Annotated in this window: 15 protein-coding genes; 6 read left to right on the forward strand and 9 right to left on the reverse strand. The window is 46.7% G+C overall.

Annotation, left to right across the window (positions count from 1 at the left end):
- Nucleotides 1–29 precede the first annotated feature (29 nt).
- Nucleotides 30–2,618, forward strand: a complete 2,589-nt coding sequence (gene gyrA, locus BLV62_RS09395) for a DNA gyrase subunit A (RefSeq protein WP_089761001.1) — start codon at nucleotides 30–32, stop codon at nucleotides 2,616–2,618.
- A 180-nt stretch (nucleotides 2,619–2,798) separates the two neighbouring features.
- The gene (locus tag BLV62_RS09400; protein WP_139170047.1) at nucleotides 2,799–4,052 is read left to right on the forward strand and encodes a tetratricopeptide repeat protein; all 1,254 of its coding nucleotides are present in this window, start codon (nucleotides 2,799–2,801) and stop codon (nucleotides 4,050–4,052) included.
- A 322-nt stretch (nucleotides 4,053–4,374) separates the two neighbouring features.
- On the opposite strand, the gene BLV62_RS09405 is transcribed toward BLV62_RS09400, so the two are convergent.
- The 4 genes from BLV62_RS09405 to BLV62_RS09420 all read right to left on the reverse strand — a co-directional run bounded on the left by BLV62_RS09405 (nucleotide 4,375) and on the right by BLV62_RS09420 (nucleotide 8,149).
- Nucleotides 4,375–4,560, reverse strand: coding sequence for a hypothetical protein (locus BLV62_RS09405; RefSeq protein WP_089761006.1), 186 nt, complete (start codon nucleotides 4,558–4,560; stop codon nucleotides 4,375–4,377).
- Between the two features lie 149 nt (nucleotides 4,561–4,709).
- Entirely contained in the window at nucleotides 4,710–6,908 is a 2,199-nt protein-coding gene (locus BLV62_RS09410; protein WP_089761007.1) for a hybrid sensor histidine kinase/response regulator, read from the reverse strand.
- Nucleotides 6,909–7,102: 194 nt separating this feature from the next.
- A complete protein-coding gene (locus BLV62_RS09415) occupies nucleotides 7,103–7,327 on the reverse strand; it encodes a hypothetical protein (RefSeq protein WP_089761009.1) in 225 nt (74 codons plus the stop codon).
- 126 nt (nucleotides 7,328–7,453) lie between these two features.
- Entirely contained in the window at nucleotides 7,454–8,149 is a 696-nt protein-coding gene (locus BLV62_RS09420; RefSeq protein WP_089761010.1) for a LytR/AlgR family response regulator transcription factor, read from the reverse strand.
- 130 nt (nucleotides 8,150–8,279) lie between these two features.
- Between BLV62_RS09420 and BLV62_RS09425 the strand changes: the two genes are divergently transcribed.
- Complete coding sequence (locus BLV62_RS09425; protein ID WP_089761012.1) at nucleotides 8,280–9,908, forward strand: hypothetical protein; 1,629 nt, start codon at nucleotides 8,280–8,282, stop codon at nucleotides 9,906–9,908.
- Here BLV62_RS09425 and nfi read toward each other — a convergent pair.
- The 3 genes from nfi to BLV62_RS09440 are packed head-to-tail and all read right to left on the reverse strand — an operon-like array spanning nucleotide 9,905 to nucleotide 12,495.
- Nucleotides 9,905–10,597 carry a deoxyribonuclease V gene (gene nfi, locus BLV62_RS09430; RefSeq protein ID WP_089761014.1) on the reverse strand — a complete coding sequence of 231 codons (693 nt, stop codon included), beginning with the start codon at nucleotides 10,595–10,597 and terminating at the stop codon, nucleotides 9,905–9,907. The two genes, BLV62_RS09425 and nfi, sit on opposite strands and share 4 nt — an antisense overlap.
- Before the next feature lies 1 nt (nucleotide 10,598).
- Complete coding sequence (locus BLV62_RS09435) at nucleotides 10,599–11,804, reverse strand: DUF763 domain-containing protein (protein WP_089761016.1); 1,206 nt, start codon at nucleotides 11,802–11,804, stop codon at nucleotides 10,599–10,601.
- Between the two features lie 25 nt (nucleotides 11,805–11,829).
- Nucleotides 11,830–12,495: an MgtC/SapB family protein gene (locus BLV62_RS09440; RefSeq protein WP_089761017.1), complete on the reverse strand. Its 666-nt coding sequence runs from the start codon at nucleotides 12,493–12,495 to the stop codon at nucleotides 11,830–11,832.
- 133 nt (nucleotides 12,496–12,628) lie between these two features.
- On the opposite strand from BLV62_RS09440, the gene BLV62_RS28535 reads away from it, so the two are divergent.
- From BLV62_RS28535 to BLV62_RS09455, 3 genes are all read left to right on the forward strand, one after another.
- Nucleotides 12,629–12,823 carry a hypothetical protein gene (locus BLV62_RS28535; RefSeq protein WP_089761019.1) on the forward strand — a complete coding sequence of 65 codons (195 nt, stop codon included), beginning with the start codon at nucleotides 12,629–12,631 and terminating at the stop codon, nucleotides 12,821–12,823.
- A gap of 67 nt (nucleotides 12,824–12,890) precedes the next feature.
- Nucleotides 12,891–13,127, forward strand: coding sequence for a hypothetical protein (locus tag BLV62_RS09450; protein ID WP_089761021.1), 237 nt, complete (start codon nucleotides 12,891–12,893; stop codon nucleotides 13,125–13,127).
- 116 nt (nucleotides 13,128–13,243) lie between these two features.
- A complete protein-coding gene (locus tag BLV62_RS09455) occupies nucleotides 13,244–15,019 on the forward strand; it encodes an ABC transporter ATP-binding protein (RefSeq protein WP_211117820.1) in 1,776 nt (591 codons plus the stop codon).
- A gap of 246 nt (nucleotides 15,020–15,265) precedes the next feature.
- On the opposite strand, the gene BLV62_RS09460 is transcribed toward BLV62_RS09455, so the two are convergent.
- Entirely contained in the window at nucleotides 15,266–15,739 is a 474-nt protein-coding gene (locus BLV62_RS09460; protein ID WP_089761023.1) for an acyl-CoA thioesterase, read from the reverse strand.
- Between the two features lie 93 nt (nucleotides 15,740–15,832).
- Entirely contained in the window at nucleotides 15,833–18,331 is a 2,499-nt protein-coding gene (locus BLV62_RS09465) for a TonB-dependent receptor (RefSeq protein WP_089761025.1), read from the reverse strand.
- Nucleotides 18,332–18,612: the final 281 nt, after the last annotated feature.

Below are 18,612 nucleotides of genomic sequence, written 5' to 3' on the forward strand. Positions count from 1 at the left end.
ACAGAAAAAATTGTAAATCAATACACAAAATGACAGAGCATACGGAAAATCATCAGGAAGGGAGAATTGTCCAGATCAACATTGAGGAGCAAATGAAAACCGCCTATATCGACTATTCCATGTCGGTAATTGTCGGTCGTGCATTACCCGATGTTAGGGATGGTTTGAAACCTGTGCATCGCCGGGTTTTATTCGGAATGAATGAACTGGGCAACCACAGCAACAAGCCTTACAAAAAATCTGCGCGTGTGGTTGGTGAGGTAATGGGTAAATATCACCCGCATGGTGATGCTTCTATTTATGACACCATTGTACGTTTAGCGCAGCCCTGGAGCATGCGTTATCCGATGGTAGACGGTCAGGGTAACTTCGGTTCGGTGGATGGAGACATGCCGGCGGCTATGCGTTACACCGAGATCCGTTTACAGAAGATCGCTGAAGCGATGCTGGAAGATATCGACAAAGAAACGGTTGATTTCACCAACAACTTCGACGATACCCTGGAAGAACCAACAGTACTGCCAACACGTATTCCTAACCTCCTGGTTAACGGTGCGTCTGGTATCGCAGTAGGGATGGCCACCAACATTATGCCGCACAACCTCGGCGAAGTAGTGGATGGAGCAATTGCCTATATCGAAAACAGGGACATTACCGTTGAAGAACTCATCAAACACGTAAAAGCGCCGGATTTCCCTACAGGTGGCGTGATCTACGGTTTTGAAGGAGTGAAACAAGGTTTCGAAACCGGTAGAGGAAGGGTAGTGGTAAGAGGTAAAGTAACCTCCGAAACCGCCAAAAACGGCAGAGAAAAACTGATCATCTACGAACTGCCTTACCAGATCAATAAAGCAGTCTTACACCAGAAAATCGCACAACTGGTAAGCGATAAGATCATTGAAGGCATCTCCGATGTACGCGACGAAAGCGACAGGGAAGGTATGCGCCTGGTGATCGACCTCAAAAAAGAGGCGATCTCCAACGTGATCATCAACCAGTTATTTAAATATTCAGAACTGCAGACCTCTTACGGTATCAACAACGTGGCCCTGGTTAAAGGCCGTCCGCGTATCCTGAACCTGAAAGAGATGATCGCAGAGTTCATCGACTTCCGCCACGAGGTGGTAGTGAGAAGAACAACCTACGAATTACGCAAAGCAGAAGAAAAAGCGCATATCCTTGCCGGTTACCTGATCGCACTGGATCACCTGGACCAGGTAATTGCCCTGATCCGCGCGGCTGCTACTCCTGAAATAGCGAAAGATGGCCTCATGACTGAATTTGGGCTCTCCGAGATCCAGGCCAAAGCCATCCTCGAACTTCGTTTACAACGTTTAACAGGCATGGAGCGCGATAAGATCCGTGCAGAGTATGACGATATCATGAAGCTCATCGCTTACCTGAAAGATGTATTAAGCGATGAAGGCCTGCGTATGAAGATCATACGTGAAGAGCTGGAAGAAGTGAAGAAGAAATTCGGAGACGAGCGTAAAACAGAGATCCAGTACCTGGCCAGCGAAATGAGGATTGAAGATATTATCGCAGAAGAAGACGTGGTGATCACCATTTCTCACCTGGGATATATCAAACGTACCTCGGCTTACGATTACCGCCAGCAGAAACGCGGCGGCCGCGGTGCTATCGGCGGTAGAACGAGGGATGAAGATTATATCGAACATCTCTTTGTCGCCTCTACTCACCATACCATGCTGTTCTTCACAGAGAAAGGACGCTGTTACTGGCTGAAAGTATACGAAATCCCGGATGGAGAAAAAGGCGGTAAAGGACGTGCCATCCAGAACATGATCCAGTTGCCGACCGATGATAAGATCCGTGCGATCATCGATATTAAAGACCTCCAGGATAAAGACTTTATCAACAGCCATTATATTGTGCTGTGTACCAAGAAAGGTATTATCAAGAAAACATTGCTGGAAGAATTCTCCCGCCCTCGCCAGAACGGGGTGAACGCTATTACTGTCAACGAAGGGGATCAGCTGCTGGAAGCCCGGCTGACAACAGGCGACAGCGAGATCATGATGGCTATCCAGAGCGGACGCGCTATCAGGTTCCCTGAATCTACCGTTCGTGATACCGGTCGTGGCGCCATCGGCGTACGCGGTATCGAAGTGGATAGCGAGAACGATGAGGTAGTTGGTATGGTTTGTGTTGAGAAAGAGGACAACCAGAAAACAATCCTGGTAGTTTCTGAGAAAGGATACGGTAAACGTACCAACATCGAAGAGTACCGTATCACTAACCGTGGCGGTAAAGGTGTAAAAACTATAAATATTACGGAAAAAACCGGTAACTTGATAGGCATACTGGATGTAACCGAAAGCCAGGACCTGATGATCACTTGTAAATCCGGTATCACTATCCGGATGGCGGTAGCAGATATCAGGGAAGCTGGCCGCGCAACCCAGGGAGTAAGGTTGATCCGTCTCGATGGTAATGATGAAATAGCAGCTGTAGCACGTCTTGATGAACAGGAAGAAGATGAAAACCAGGAAGTTGAAGGAGTAGAAGCAGATCAATCTGCCTCCTCAGATTCTCCGGAAACGCCAGAAACACCGGGCACTGAATCTTCCGACGGTGAAGAAACTCCAGCAGAATAATCAGCAATTTTTCCGGGAGCAGTTGTTTCCAAGGCATAGCTCCCGGATCCTTGATAAAAAAAGTACAGTCGGCTTTAGTGGTAACATAAATCCTGATTGTATATCCATTATCAGAGCATCAAATCGAACTAAAGTAGCGGAGACGTTACTTCAATTGTAATTAGCAAAAAAATCAAAAGCATGAAACATTTATTGGTATCTCTTCTCTTTTGCACGGCCGCAACAACAGCAATGGCACAACGCGCAAAAGTTGCTAGTGCTGATGAGAACCTGAAGAAGGAAGACCTGGAAAAAGCAAAAGCAGACATTGATGCCGCATTGCAGAACGATAAAACCAAGAACGACGCGAAAACCTGGTTGGTAAATGGTAAGATCCTTGAAGCAATGGGCACTAAACAAAAAAGTGGTGCACTCGCAAGAGAAGCTTTTGCATCATTTAAAAAAGCTTTGGAGCTGGATCCGAAAATGAAGGAAGCCGTGCTGGAAATGAACCGGCCTTTGTTCAATGTTTACGCTACGATTGCTAACGTTGGTTACGCTAACCTGAACGAACAGAAATGGGATTCTTCTCTCATCAACTTCAAAGACGCTTTTGAAGTAGCCGACTTCTACAACAGCAAGAACCTGGGCGGTACTATTCCTACCGATACTGCATTGACCTTCTATGTTGGTTATGCTGCCAGCCAGGCTGGTAAAAAAGATGATGCATTCACTTACCTGAAAAAAGCAGCTGATCTGCAATTCAAAGGTGAACCTGCATTATATGTACTGTTAGGCCAACTGTACGAAGAAAAAGGTGATCAGGCTAACTGGCTGAAAACTATTGAAGAAGCTAAAACCATCTTCCCTAAAGATAAACGCTTCAACGACATGGAACTGGCTTACTACAGCAAAACCGGTAAAACCAACGAATTACTGTCTATGCTGGAAAAGAAAATGGCAGAAAACCCTAACGATGAAGCAATGGTGTTGGATTACGCCATCCGTGTTGATAACATCGCTAACCCACGCGACGAAAAAGGCAACGACGCACCTAAACCGGCTAACTACGAAGAGCTGATGGGTAAAGCAGAAGCAGCTTACAAAAAAGCATTGGAATTAAATCCAAACGACGCTACTGCTAACTTCCAGTTAGGCGCTTTGTACTTCAACAGAGCTGTTGTCTTCAACAAAGAACTGAATGCACTGGACAGCAAACAACAAACTTCTCCTAAAGCAAAAGAACTGCAAACCAAAGTAGAAGGTCTGATGAACCAGGCATTGCCTTACTTCGAAAAAGCTGATGCCGGCTTCTCTTCCAAAGGTAACCTGGAAGCGAGCGACAAACAGACTTACGAAAGCTGCCTTTACGCATTGCAAAAGATCTATGCGATCAAAAATAACAATGCTAAAGTAGAAGAAATGAAAAAGAAACTGGACGCATTACAGAAGTAATCACCGGTTTACAATATAATTTCAAAGGGCTAAACAATTGCTTGTTTAGCCCTTTTTCTTTGATGTGCATATTGGCAAAGGTTGATACGGCTACCCAATTCTTCAACAGGTTTGCTATGTTTCTTATTAACTTAATTGCTGCGTTAAAACGTTGCTATCTCCCTATCGTAAAATCAATATTTTATAAGTCTTAATCAACAAAAAAGGGCCGAACCTTTAAACAGTTCAACCCTTTATTGATTATTGAAGTGGATGCTAAATGAAAAGATCCCGGCAGGTTATGTCGGGATCCAATAAACTCAAAACGTTATAGTGTTTTGTATTAAGCCGCTTTCTTCTTAGGAGCTGGTTTTTCAGCTTTCTTAGCAGTGTCGGAAGCATGTTTAGCAGGAGCTTTAGCTTCAGTTTTTGCTTTTTCTTTCTTAGCTGGTTTTTCAGCTGGAGCTTGAGCGAAAGAAGCAGCAGAAATGCTCATTAATACTACAGCGGCGATCAGGCTTTTTTTCATGATGATTGTCTTTTTAAATGATTATTAAAGAATATTGTTTTTGTTGTTGAAGTAAAATTAAGGCAGGAGAGGAGGGATAGGAGAGATGTTTCGGTGAATCCGGCAATACTGTCGTTGAATATGGTAAAATGCACGGTAATGCAAGTACGTTAAAGCAGTAAATGAATAGCTTCCTGAACAGCCTGTATGCTCAGCTGCTTTAGTGTATTGAACTGTGCGGCAACAATTTGTGGATGATAACTATTTTCCTGCAGGCTTTCCAACAGATCTAACAAGGGGTATAAATGCTCTTCCAATCCAATAAATGCGACGGTGGTTTTTAGGGTATGCGCCGCAGCCCTGATGCCGCTGATATTTTCTGAAGCAATCGCATTCTTTAAGGCCGACAGCTCTTCTGGCAGCTGGGTTACAAACTGTTCAAGCATCGTCCTGACAAAGGTTTCATTACCGTTAGATAACTGCTGCAAATACTGCATATTGATGACCTGCAAAGGCGCCGCTTCAGCGGGTAAATGCGAACCGTTGACATGGTCCCTGGCCGGCAACTTGCCGGTATACAATTGTATCAGCCTGAAAAGTTCCGTTTCATTGATAGGCTTGGCAATATACTCGCTCATTCCCATTTGCAAACACTTTTCCCTTTCACCTGTCATGGCGTGGGCAGTCATAGCGATAACAGGAATGGTTGACTTAAGGTCATTGCGGATGCGCTGTATGGTAGAATAGCCATCCATTTCCGGCATTTGTATGTCGAGCAGCACCAGGTCGAAATGCTGTTTATCCAGCGACTGCAATACCTCGTGGCCGTTGTTAACGATCTTGTACTGCAGTTGCCAGTTATGCAACAGGTGTTTCAGCAGGTTCTGGTTCATCTTGTTATCTTCAGCAACCAATATCCTGACATCGGGATGGGCAGGCAGTATTTCTCCCTCCGCCAGGTAGTTTTGCTGATCTTCGGAGATGGAATCTCCCAGGGTGTATGGGAGTTCTACCTTAAATGTAGCGCCTTCTCCGGGCGCACTTTCCACGGAAATGAAGCCGTTCTGCAATTCAATCAGTTGCTTCACGATGGTAAGGCCCAGGCCTGTACCGCCAAACTTACGGGTGGCGGCGCTTTCCAGCTGGTTGAACCGGTCGAAGATGCTTTGTTGCTTAGCCGGGTCAATACCAATACCCGTATCTATAACGGTAAAGAGTAAACGTAATGCCTGGTCCTGTTCCCATACTTTTTCCACATGGATGGTAACGCTGCCTTTATCAGTGAACTTGATGGCGTTGCTGGTCAGGTTCACCAACACCTGGGTGAGGCGTACAGGATCGCCGTAGAGGATATCCGGAATGCTCTCGTCAACTGTTACACTCAGTTGCAGGTCTTTTTCCATCGCCTTGGGCCTGAACAAAGTATTAACGCTATGGAGCACGCTCCGCAGGCTGAAGGATACCGGCTCTATACGCATCATACCCGATTCGATCTTCGACAGGTCGAGGATGTCGTTAATGATATCCAGCAGGTTGTTGCCGGCGGTTTCTATTGCGCTTACGTATTCCTTGGATTGTTCGTTCAGCGGTTGGGTCTTTAACAGGTGAGTAAAGCCCAGCACGGCGTTCATGGGGGTGCGGATCTCATGGCTCATATTAGCCAGGAATTGTTCTTTAACGGCTCCCAGTTTTTTCTCCTTGCGCTGCGATTCGTCCAACGCTTCAATTAGTTGTTCCTGTTTATGAATGCGGCTGATTATATAAAGGAAGGCCAGGATGCTGGTAAGACAGGCAAAGAACACCAGGGTAGTGCCCCACCTGAGCGCCCGGTGCCCGCTGCTGTCTATCAGGTTGGTGGCCCTGTTGACCTCCGACTGCCTGGTAGAGTCGAGTTGGTGCAGTATATTGGTGATGGCTTCGCCTAAGCGTTTTCCTTTCTGGTTATTGATCATTTTTTCTGCAGCGCTTTTGCCATCGCTGTAGAAAGTGTCCAATACCATGAGGTTGAAAGAATTTTTTTCTTCGACGAGGTAGTTCAGTTGGGTTAACAGGCGTTCGGTACTGTCGTTCCTTAGTATCCTGTTGATCTCTTTCAGGTCGGCTTTAATGATCGCTACTTCCGCTTCAATTCCTATTATGTGAACAGTGTCCTGCGAGATAACAGCTCCTCTGACCTTACTGTCGGTTTTTGCCATATTCGTTTGCAGCTTCTGCAACTCGTTCTTCACATTCAGCTCCTGCAGCAGTTGTTCGTTACCCCGGATCAGTTTACGGATGTTGTTGGAAGAATTAAACTGCAATACAATAAATAAAATCATTCCGAAGATGAACAGTCCGAGTAGGTAATATTTGATTCGTTTAGGCTGCATGACAGTTTAATACGTAAGATGCGTGGATATAGGAAAGCCAGTATTAAGATACCTGATTTAAATTTTTCGGCCAACAGCTGTTATAATAAATTCATTAGCTATTGGCCGAAAAATTACAATAACTACCGGAAATGTAAATAGTTTCAACGAGAAACCCCATCGAAACTAAATACAGAAAACCCCTGTGGTAGAATTTATTTTGCTTTAGGTGCAGCGGCAGGAGCAGGTTTGGCAGCATGGTGATGATGATGTTTTGCATGTGCTTTAGCTGCAGGAGCTTTTTCCTGGTTAGCTGCGGTTTCTTTCTTCGCAGGCGCTGCTTCTTTTTTTACTTCTTTTTTAGGAGTAGTGGTTTGTGCAAAAGATGATGCACTCATAACCAGCATTGCTGCAGCGAGGACTAAACTTAACTTTTTCATATTTTCTTGCTTTAAAAGTGATCAATTGTTTGACGATATAAAGGTACGCCAGCGCATAGCCGGGTAGGCAGACAATTGGATCAACAGGCAAGAGCTGTCGGTTAACAGGGAATAAGTGTCGGCGAACTATAGTAAGTTAAGTTTGCTGTTTAGACTGTTGCGATAGGCGTCGGCAACTGGTATGGCATGCTTCTGAATAATGATGGTGCCGTCTTCTATGGATTCTATTTTGTCGAGCGATACAATATAAGACCGGTGTACCCGCATGAATTTAGAGGAAGGTAGTTTTTCTTCCAGCGATTTCAGGGTGGAGTGAATGGCATGGAACCTGGCAGGGGTGTGGAGTTTCACATAATCGCCCATGGCTTCCAGGTAAAGGATATCTTCCGTTCTGATACGTTTTAACACGCCGTTATCCCGGATGAAAATAAATTCTGCATCTGATATCTGCACGGTGCCCTGGCTGCTCTCGCAAAGCTCCTTTGCCTTTTCTATGGCTTGTATGAACCTGGCCGGCTGAACTGGTTTGATAAGATAATCTACTACATTCAGTTCAAATGCCTCTACTGCGTAATCCTTTTTTACCGTAGTGAAAATGATCAAAGGTTTGCTCTTGCCCAGGTTACGGGTCAGCTCCAGGCCGCTCATGCCAGGCATCTCTATATCCAGTAACAGGAGGTCCACTTTTTCCTGCTGAAGGAGATTATAGGCTTCCATGGCGCTGCCGCATTCCCCCACCACCTGGAGCAAGGATACATGGCTGGCCAATTGTCGCATAGCCGTACGGGCAAGTTTATTATCATCTACGATGAGGCAATTCATGCGGCTAAAATAAATAAATTTCTTACGTGGCCATTTTTATTTTCCATCTCTTCCTGCCATCATCTCCTCATTCTCTTATTATTAATAATAAAATATTTTTATATATTTGAAATTAATAATTAGTTATAGGATGAAATATCTAAAATGCTTGTTTCTCCTGGCAATTTTATCTGCCGTTTTTTCGGCGGCAACCGGCCAGGTACCTGTTGTATCACTAAGCGCTGATTTTAACGTGCCGGACGATGGATGGGACAAACTGCTGCAACTGAGGAATGGGAACACCTGCTACCTGAATTTCAGCCGGAAGAGCGGACTAATTGTTACCATGTATAATTCGAAGCATGAACTGACGGCGGTTGATACGACTGCAGCCCGGTTGTGGAAAGCTGATGACCTGGAATCTTCAGAGCTGGACGGGATCTTCGAGATCAACGGACAGCCGGTCATATTTATACAACAACTGGTGAAGAACCTCCCTGTGTTATACCGCCTGGTACTGGACCCTGTTTCAGGCAAATTGCAGCAGGAAGATAAGCTGGGCGAACTGCCGTCGGTACAGCACCGCAGTGTGCTGGTGGATGACAATCTTGCCTCCCATGATTTCTTTGTAGAAAAAGATCCGCGCAGTGATCACTATGCCATTGCTGCATTCACGGGTACGCCTATACAAAAAAATGATAGTCTTCGTACGCGGATCACCGTTACCCATTATGGTCCGCAACATGCAGTGCTGAATAAAGGACTGTTCTATTTAGCCGACACGGCTTATAACTATTTCAGTTATATCAATATGGCAGTAAGCGGGGATAGGATCTACCTTTCTACTGTTGGGTTCAATACAAAGAAAGAAACAGGCAACAATGTATCCAGGGTGCTCTTTTCTGTCTTATCGCCGGATTCTGCAACCTTCTCGCACCAGCTGTTGAATACCGGTAGGGAGCCTGGCAATGTAAGCGGCGCCGTTCAATACCTGCCGGCGCTTGACCAGGTTAGGCTGTTGTTGCATATACCCGGTCAGCAAACCGACGGGAATTCCGGTTCTGAGATCTTCCAGTTCTCCGCTTCCACAGGCAAGCTTCGCAAACATGCCAACCTGGTATTCCCGGAACTGGACAGGAACGCCCAAACCAACCTGGGCTACCAGCAGCCTTTTAAAGGTACTCCTCAACGCTGGCGGACGAACGAAGACGGCAGCAGTGTGTTACTGCTGGAAAACCTATCGTTCTTTAAGCAGGGAAACTCCCAGGTCAATAAGTTCCACACAAATTTCGGCGACCTGGGTATTGCCATGCTGGATAGCAGTGGCAGGGAAAATAATACAGTGGCCATTTCCAAGTACCAGGTAGTTACCGGTATTTGCGAACCTTTCCAGTTGCAGCGCAGGGTAAAAAGCGAATGGGTGTTCAGGAACAAGATAGCCGCCCTGAATACGAATACCTATATGTCGTACGATTTTGTGCAGATCCCCAACGCTTCGTTTGTTCTGTTCAACGATTACCTGCAATACCTGGAAACGGGAGGGGCGGAAAGGACCAGGAAGCCGCTGAAATACCCGGTGGATGCCAATTTTGTATGCTACCGTTTCTATAATGGTAAAATGGACAGGTTGTTCCTTTTCGGAACGCCTGAAACCACGAAAGGGTACGCGTGCCTTATGGGAGCAGCCGATTACGACGCCTCATCGAAGGTGTATGCAACCATTCTTATCAGCCGCAAAGGCCTGGAAAGAAAGGCCAACATCGCCTGGATACAATTCTAGTCAGCTTTCGTATAGCCTTCGTTTATCAGCCCTTTCCTGAAGCTGTTTACAGCGTTGTGCGCCAACCGTGTTGGTTCCGGCAGGCGGTAGTTCCTGATACTCTGTTGCAGGATCCGCAGGCTGGTTGGGATGTCGGTCAGGTGACCGGGAGAAACAAATATGGGCTTTACATTTTTCTTGCTTCTAAGCACGGTACCGATGGGCTGATCAAATTTATCGGTAAGCAGGGTGTGTTCATTTTGCTGCAGGCCAGGTTCTTCATATTTGCCGTATAATTTCTTCTTAGCGCTGCCGATGGTAGGATGTTGGGCCAGTACTCCAAAATGGCTGGCGATACCCATTTTCCGGGGATGCGCGATGCCATGGCCATCTACAACCAATACATCAGGTTTAACGGGTAACTGTTCCCAGGCTTCCAGCAGGGCCGGCACCTCCCTGAATGCCAGGAAACCCGGCACGTAAGGGAACAATACTTCTTTCCGGACCAGCGAATAACCAACGGGTTTCAGGTCAGGAAAAGTAAGCAGCACGATCCCGGCGTAAACGGTTGTACTGAACTTATTAAAGGAAATATCGGCGCCGCCGATCAATTTTATGTCCCCGGTAAAAGGGGTAACAATCACCTGGTCTTTTAGCGTTTTTTGTATTGCTGTTGCTTCGGGAACTGTCAGTGTATTATAATCAGTCATTTCAGAATAATTTTAGCTGTTCTCCGGACTTCGGATCTGCCGGTTTAGTAGCCTTACCAAAAACCGTGCGCCCGCCATATTTCCAGGAATCCTGTCGTTCCCGTTCTATTACTTTGTCGAAATTTGTATTGGGTTCAAAGTCTTTTTCGATCTGCTGTGAGAGCTGTGAAAGTTTCCTGATCGCATCCTTCTTTTCTGAGGCGCCGACTTTTGCTTTATCCAGCGCTTCTTTCAGGGTTTGAATGGTATTGTCGTAGATCTTCAGCGGCACGGGGAAGGGGTGACCGTCCTTACCTCCATGGGCAAACGAATACCTGGCCGGGTCTTCGAAGCGGGAAGGCGTACCATGTATCACTTCGCTCACCAGGGTTAGCGATTGTAATGTTCTCGGGCCTACGCCTTCCAGCATCAGCAGGGCTTCGAAGTCGGCCGGTTTGGTGTCGTACGCCAGCGCCAGCACGCTGCCCAGGCGTTTCAGGTTCACATCTTCCGCCCGCACATCATGGTGGGAGGGCATGATCAGTTTGATCTCCTGGAGGAGATGCGCCGGTTTTTCGCCCGTCAGGTTCAGTATCCCGTGCTGGGTCGGGTCGGCCGCCTTATCTGTCAGGTTGAGTATCAATCCCTGGTTTTTACCGTAGATAAAAGTATGGGGGGATTGGGTATATGATTCGAAAGATTTTGAATGCCAGTGGTAGCGGCGGGCCAGGCCATTGGCATCGTTCATTCCCTGTTGCACAACGGCCCATTCTCCGTCATCCGACAAGATGAAAGAGTGGAGATATAGCTGGAAACCGTCTTGTATAGCCGTGTTATCGACTTTAGCGGTCACTTTGCTGCTATAGACCAACTGTTCGCCGGGCAGGCCTGTTTTATCGGCAATGGCGCGCAGTTCGGCCGGGGTTTGTTTGCTATACTTGCCCTTTCCTCCGCAAATATAAATCCCCAGTTCCCTGGAATGAGGGTTGATGGCCTTTTTCAGCGCGCCCATAACGCTGGTGGTGATGCCTGACGAGTGCCAGTCCATTCCCAGTACACAGCCAAGCGCCTGGAACCAACAAGGGTCACTCAACCGCTTTATCACTTCGTTCTTCCCGTAATCGGTTACAATGGCCTCTACGATTGCGCCGCCCAAAAGACTCATTCGCTTGTAAAGCCAGGCAGGTACCTGGCCATAGTGCAGAGGCAGATCTGCGTATGATGGCATTTTTCCTGGTTAAAAAGGTGACTGATTACAATGGGTTAGCGTGCACCTGGTATTGGAATACATTATTGTTGTTCAGAAGAAATTCATCCAGCTGTTCCATTTTCGCCTTCGGTCCCCGGACTTCATAATTCACTTCTATCATCTTTTCCTTGCGTACCATGAGAATTCTCCTGTACTTAAGCTGGAATTGTTGTAGTAGCTTTTCGACATCAAGATGTGGAGCTTTTTCTTCATAAAAGAAAACGGTGTAGAGGCGTTTATCATTGACCTGCGAAATCTGCTTCTCCACGTATTCAAGAATGACCAGTACGATCAGCGAGCCAGCCAGGGCGGTTGCCGCCAGGAAGTAATTGCTCATACCTATTGCCATCCCAATGGCTGCCGCAATCCAGATAGAGGCGGCGGTAGTGATCCCGTCTATCGTATAGTCGTTCTTGAAAATCACGCCGGCCCCGATAAATCCCACACCTGTGAGAATGTTGGAGGCCACGCGATCAGGCGACCCGGGGAAGCCCAGCTTGGCGCTGAGAATGGTAAAAACCGCGCTGCTCATACAAATGAGGGTCATGGTCCGCATTCCCGCCGCTTTGCGTTTATACTCACGTTCGATTCCCAGTAATGCTCCCATTACCAAAGCTATCAACACTTTCAGCAACTGGTCATCTTCTATTATCTGCAAAGCTTCCTTCATGAGCGCAAAATAATTTCTATACAAATGTACGTGTTGGCACAATTCTTTCCTTCACAAAAAAAGTGTGAGAGAGAATGAGCGATGGGATAGATGAAGTTAATTGAATATGTCTGACCTTAAATATAGTTAATTGATGAAACCCTTTTTCTACAAGTCCTGCATCGTAATTTGCTTAGCAGGAATTCTGAGCCTCTTCCTCTTCTCCTGCAGCGGTTCCAAGCAAGCCAGCCAGGAAGCGGATTCGGCTGCAGTTAGCATGCCCAAAGTAGATAGCACCAGTGTTATCCCGGTTGATACAACCAAGACAAAACCAGATACTATACGTTAAGCGAGCCCGCAGTTTAGAGGGATAAGACCTATCACCTTTAGATTTTTCACCCTTAAACTGTAAAATCATGAAACGTTTGATCGCTCTAATGTTAACAGTGTCTGTAGTCTCGGTATTTGCCGCTTGCGGCAATGGAAACCATACTCCGCAGACGGACTCAGTGCCAGCCGATAATACCCTAGGAACAGATCAGCAGGATACAGTTCCCGGCGCACAAATGCCTCCCGGTGCAATCAACCCGGGCGAAGATTCATCCAGGTTTGGTACAGGAGCTGGAGATAGCTCCAAAACACAACGTCCTTAATTGGAAGTAAGATACCGCCCCTGATATCAGTAAAAATTACTATATCTGTGGCGGTATCCTTTTTTAAAATATATTTGGATATAGTTCGTCTCCCTAGTATTAAAGACTATATCCTGATGCAAAGAAAAGAAGATAATAACCCTGCGGCACATCCGATCAAGCTGTCGTCTCTCAAAAAAACCTTTCGACTATTCCACTATGTGAAGCCCTACTGGCCTCAATTCCTTGTAGGCCTAATGTTCCTGTTCGTTTCCAGCCTGGCAGGCCTGGCCTTTCCGCGGTTGCTGGGCGAGCTGGTAGGCGGGCAAAGCGATCAGCCGCTCTTTAAACACGCCAATGAGGCTGGTTTAGCCCTGGTACTAGTACTGGTAGCTCAAGCCGTTTTTTCATTTTTCCGGATCGTATTATTCGTTAACGTTACCGAAAAAACACTGGCTACCCTTAAACAAACCATATACAGTCACCTGATCAAGCTGCCTATGCGTTTTTTCCTGGAGAAGCGGGTAGGAGAGCTGAGCAGCCGGATTTCCGCCGATATCTCCCTGTTGCAGGAAACTTTTACGACCACGCTGGCTGAGTTTATACGCCAGATGATCATTATTATCGGAGGTATCACCATCCTGCTTTACACCTCCTGGCAACTGACCGTTTTTATGCTGGCCATACTGCCGGTAATGATGATAGCGGCGGTGATATTTGGCAAGTTTATCCGCCGGTTCTCCAAAGAAGTGCAGGAACAGGTGGCCAAAGCCAATACCGTGGTAGAAGAGACCCTGCAAGGCATATTCAATGTGAAGGCTTTTGCCAATGAATATTATGAAATAAACAGGTACCAGCAACGAACCAACGAGGCGGCCCGTATAGGCATGAAAGGAGGCCGTTTCAGAGGTGCTTTTTCTTCCTTTATAATTCTTGGTATTTTTGGCGCCCTTGTCTCTGTCATTTGGCGTGGGGTGGCCATCGGGATGCCTACCAGTCATTTGCTTTCCTTCGTACTGTATTCCGTTTTTATCGGCGGGTCTATAGCCGGGCTGGCAGAGGTATATACCAATTTGCAGAAAAGCATTGGCGCCACTGAACACCTGTTGGAGATCCTGGACGAACCGGCAGAAGACATCGCACCATTTGAGGATATTGCGCCTGAAAACAGGGTAGAAGGGCAGGTAAGTTTCAAAGAGGTTACGTTCTTCTATCCAACCCGTCCTGATCTTACCATCCTCGACAAGATCTCATTCGATATTTACCCTGATCAGAAAGTGGCCCTGGTTGGCCCCAGCGGCGGCGGTAAAAGTACGATCGTTTCCCTGCTGCTTCGTATATATGATCCCGTTAGCGGCGGCATTTACTTCGATGGAAAACCCGGCAATGCCATTCCACTTTCCCAACTTCGTTCACAACTGGCCATCGTACCACAGGACGTATTTCTCTTTGGCGGTACCATCGCCGAAAATATTGCCTACGGAAAACCCGGCGCCACGCCGGAAGAGCTGGAAGCGGCTGCCCGGCAGGCCAACGCATGGGAATTCATTCAACGTTTCCCCGATGGTATGAATACGATCGTGGGCGAGCGTGGCGTCCAGCTATCAGGAGGGCAACGCCAACGTATCGCTATTGCACGGGCGGTACTTAAGAATCCGCGCATCCTCATCCTCGACGAAGCCACATCAGCCCTCGACGCCGAATCAGAACGCCTCGTGCAGGAAGCGCTGGACAAACTCATGGAAGGCAGAACATCCATCGTGATCGCGCACCGCCTTTCCACCATCCGCGAAGCCGATAAGATCATCGTCCTCGATAAAGGCCATATCATAGAAGAAGGCACCCACGGAGAACTGGTCGAACTGGAAGGCATGTACCGCATGCTGAGCGACATGCAATTCCAAACGAGTTAATTTCACGTAGAGGTTTCACGCAAAGGGGCATAAGGAGCAAAGCGCGCAAAGGATTTTTATTAAGGGAAATAAGAAAGCAAAGGGAGTGGAGATTGAGTTATGTAACACCATCATCACTGCCTTTGCTTTCTTATTTTCCGCTTCGGTCCAAATATCGCCTTTGCCTCTTAAAATCCGCTTCGATCCAAAAATCTTTGCGCGCTTTGCTCCTTATGCCCCTTTGCGTGAAACCTCTGCGTGAAACCGCTAGAGGTATGGTTTCATCTCTTCGTCGATGTCTTTACGGAGGTCCATCAGTTTTTTAGCGTATTGTTCCAGGTTGATCTCATTGGCGGTTTGTGGTTGCCACTTAGGTACAGGGATGGGTTTCCCGGTATCATCTACTGCCGCGAATACCATCACGCAGTGAGTGGTTTTCGATTTCTGTTGCTGCCTCGGGTTTCCCGCAAATACATCTATAGAAATATGCATGCTTGTTTTACCGGTATAAATGATCTTGGCGTTGATCTCTACCAGGTCGCCGATGGAAATTGGCTTAAAGAACCTGATGCCGCCTACGTAAACAGTGACCGCATATTGCCCGCTCCAGTTGGCGGCGCAGGTATAGCCTGCCTGGTCTATCCATTTCATTACAGACCCTCCATGTACTTTACCTCCGAAATTAACGTCGGAAGGTTCGGCCAGGAAACGCAGGGTGATCGTGTGATATATAGAATCCATATTCTTGGTTTACGGCTGCCAAAATACAAATAAAAATAAAGGCGCAACATTAAATGCTGCGCCTTGATCTATGTACTGTTCTGATCTCCTGGTTTAGAAATTATCTCCGCCTCCCATATCTCCGCCGTTGTTGTCTCTTGATTTATTGTTCTTACGTTTGAACAGGTTGGTATCCATTTTTCCAAACCGGTAATTTACGTTCAGGCGTAACTCGCGGGTCGCTCTTTTACGGTAATATTCCTGCTCTGAGAAACTGGTGGTAGTATACGAAAGGCTGCGGTCTGTATTAAAGATATCGTTCAGGCCAAGGGAAATAGAGAGGGCTTTGTTTTTCAGCAGGTCTTTTTTAATTGCTGCATCAACAGCCCAGTTAGGCTTTCTTTCTCCCTGTGGCAGGATCTGTTTTGACTCGTATTGCCCGCTCACCTGTAAGGTAAGGTTCCATGGCAGTTTGGTGTTACTGTTCACTTTTCCGAACCAGATGAAACCCTGGTTGGAGAGGTTATCGCCGTTGTTGGAGGCGTTGATCTTTGTTTGCGCGAAATTGGCGTTGGCTGTAACATCCCAGCTTTTTGTGATCTGGCTTCTGAAGGTGAACTCCGCACCGTACGAGTTACGGGTACTCGCATTGATCGGGTAGTTCAGCAATACTTTCTGAGACTGACCATTTAGGTTCAGCGTAGTGTCTACATAAAAATCAGTGATCGCGTTATTGGTATTGCGGTAGTATAATGAAACCAGCAGGTTGTATTTCTGGTTGAAGTCTTTCAGGTACGACAACTCGAATGAATTGGTGAATTCCGGTTTCAGGTCAGGGTTCCCGGTGCTGGCGCTTTGACCGTTATAATCGATCGTTGGCAGCAGGTCGCGGAACCACGGGCGGCGTATCCTACGGCTGTAGTTCAGTTGCAATTCGTGATCTCCTTTCAGTTTCTGTGAGAGGAAAATACTTGGGAAAAAGCTGATAGGGTATTTAATACTGTAAGCAGCTTTGTTGCCTAAACGGGTTTCACCGTCGTAATTGGACTGTTCGGCCCTTAATCCTACCTGGTACCCGAAATCTTTTAACGCGCCGGTGTAGCTTACATACGCGGCGTTGATCTGTTCGCGGTAATGATAGTTATTGGAGAGTGCCGTGTCGAGCAGCATCTCGCCAGAGGGGTACTGTTTACCATAGGTATTGGTAAAGTTATCAAAGGTCCTGTTGTTGGTGCGTAAACCCATTTCAATTTTCGATTTCTCCGTCAGCGGTTTTACGTAATCTAACTGCCCGGTCAGGTAGATGGTTTTACCATCTCCGCCGCCTAAACGGTATTCGGGCGCTTTAGGATCGTAAATCGCATTGTTGTTCGGATCGAAATACTGGAGGGAATAAGTGGAGCTGTTATCGCTGGTCGCATAGTTGTAAGTGAAATCAGCGGTTAATTCTTCTCCTTCTTTTGCGAATGTATGTTTGTATCCCAGCTGGGTGGTATAGTTGCGGAAACCGTTGAGGGTGTTGTTTACACCGTTGCCGTAGCGTACCAGTTGCTGGTGAATATCTGATTCGTTAATGACCTGGTTATTATAGCGGTTGAAGTTACCTGCTGTAATATTTTCTGAAATGGTAAGGGTGTTCCGGTTATCTATGAACCAGTCGAACCCGATGCGGCCAGTCTGGAACCTGCGGTAAAAGTCGCCGTTTTCCAGTTGCTCTGTATAATTGGTGGTGTCGCTGCCCAGGTTCTTCCTGAACAAGCGGCCATTGGTAGGCGATTTCCTGTTCCTGATATTATAGTTGATAAAGAAGTTGAATTTTTCCTGGCGGATATTCAGGTCTATGCCGGCGTTGGTGCTTCCGAGAGAAGTTATGCCGGCGTTTGCAGTGCCGTTTATACCTGCTTTCCTGTTCTTTTTGAGAACAATGTTCAATATTCCGCTCATCCCTTCTGCATCATATTTGGCTGAGGGATTGGTAACAACTTCGATGTTCTGGATCGCATCTGCGGGGATCTGGTCCAGCGTAAGGGTAGAGGGGCGGCCATCGATGAAGATGGTAGGAGCGCCGTTGCGGACAGTAACGTTACCGTCTATATCCACGTTCACGGAAGGCACCTGTTTCAGTACGTCTGTTGCGGTACCGCCGATACTTGCCAGGTTCTTTTCTACATTAAATACCTTCTTGTCTATCGCCATGCTGAAAGCAGGTTTTTCTCCTACTACGTTTACGGCGGCGAGGGATTTTACGTTAGGGGCCAGTTTGATATTGCCCACATCCACATTGCTGGATTTGCCGGAAAGCTGAACAGGTTTGAAGAAAGGCTGATAGCCGATGAAATTTACTTTAATAATATAGTGACCAAAATTAATATTTTCAAAAATGAAGTCTCCGTTCGGTTTTGAGAGCATGCCTGTCTGAACACTTGAGTCTGCGCGCAACAAAGCTACAGAGGCATATTCAACTGGTTTATTGGTTTGTGCGTCGATCAATTTACCATAGATAGATCCGGCACCTGCATTTCCGGGTTTCCCGGCGCCCTGGTGCTGTTGTGCAGAAATGGTTCCTGTAAGCAATAATAGCCAGCCTGTAATTAGCAATACAATTTTTCTCATAATAATAGCTTCCAACTGATTTAATAGCGGGGGTAAAATTAGACCATATGCAGGAAGAATGCCTCGATTTTGGGATGAAAGGTAGGACGGAACTCGCTATAGCTGCCTGTTTCAACCATAATATCTTGTAAAATCCTTTCTGCTGGCAGTTTACGGCCAGGTGCTGCATTTCTGCCACAACTGTTAATTAATGTTAAGCAGGTATGTTGACGGATTGGCGGCGAGCCGGCTATTGTGGATAAAAAAAAGAGTTATAATGTTTTATCTGTTCCGTTATAACG

The sequence above is a fragment of the Chitinophaga terrae (ex Kim and Jung 2007) genome (genome assembly GCF_900107795.1).
Classification (GTDB): Bacteria; Bacteroidota; Bacteroidia; order Chitinophagales; family Chitinophagaceae; genus Chitinophaga; species Chitinophaga terrae.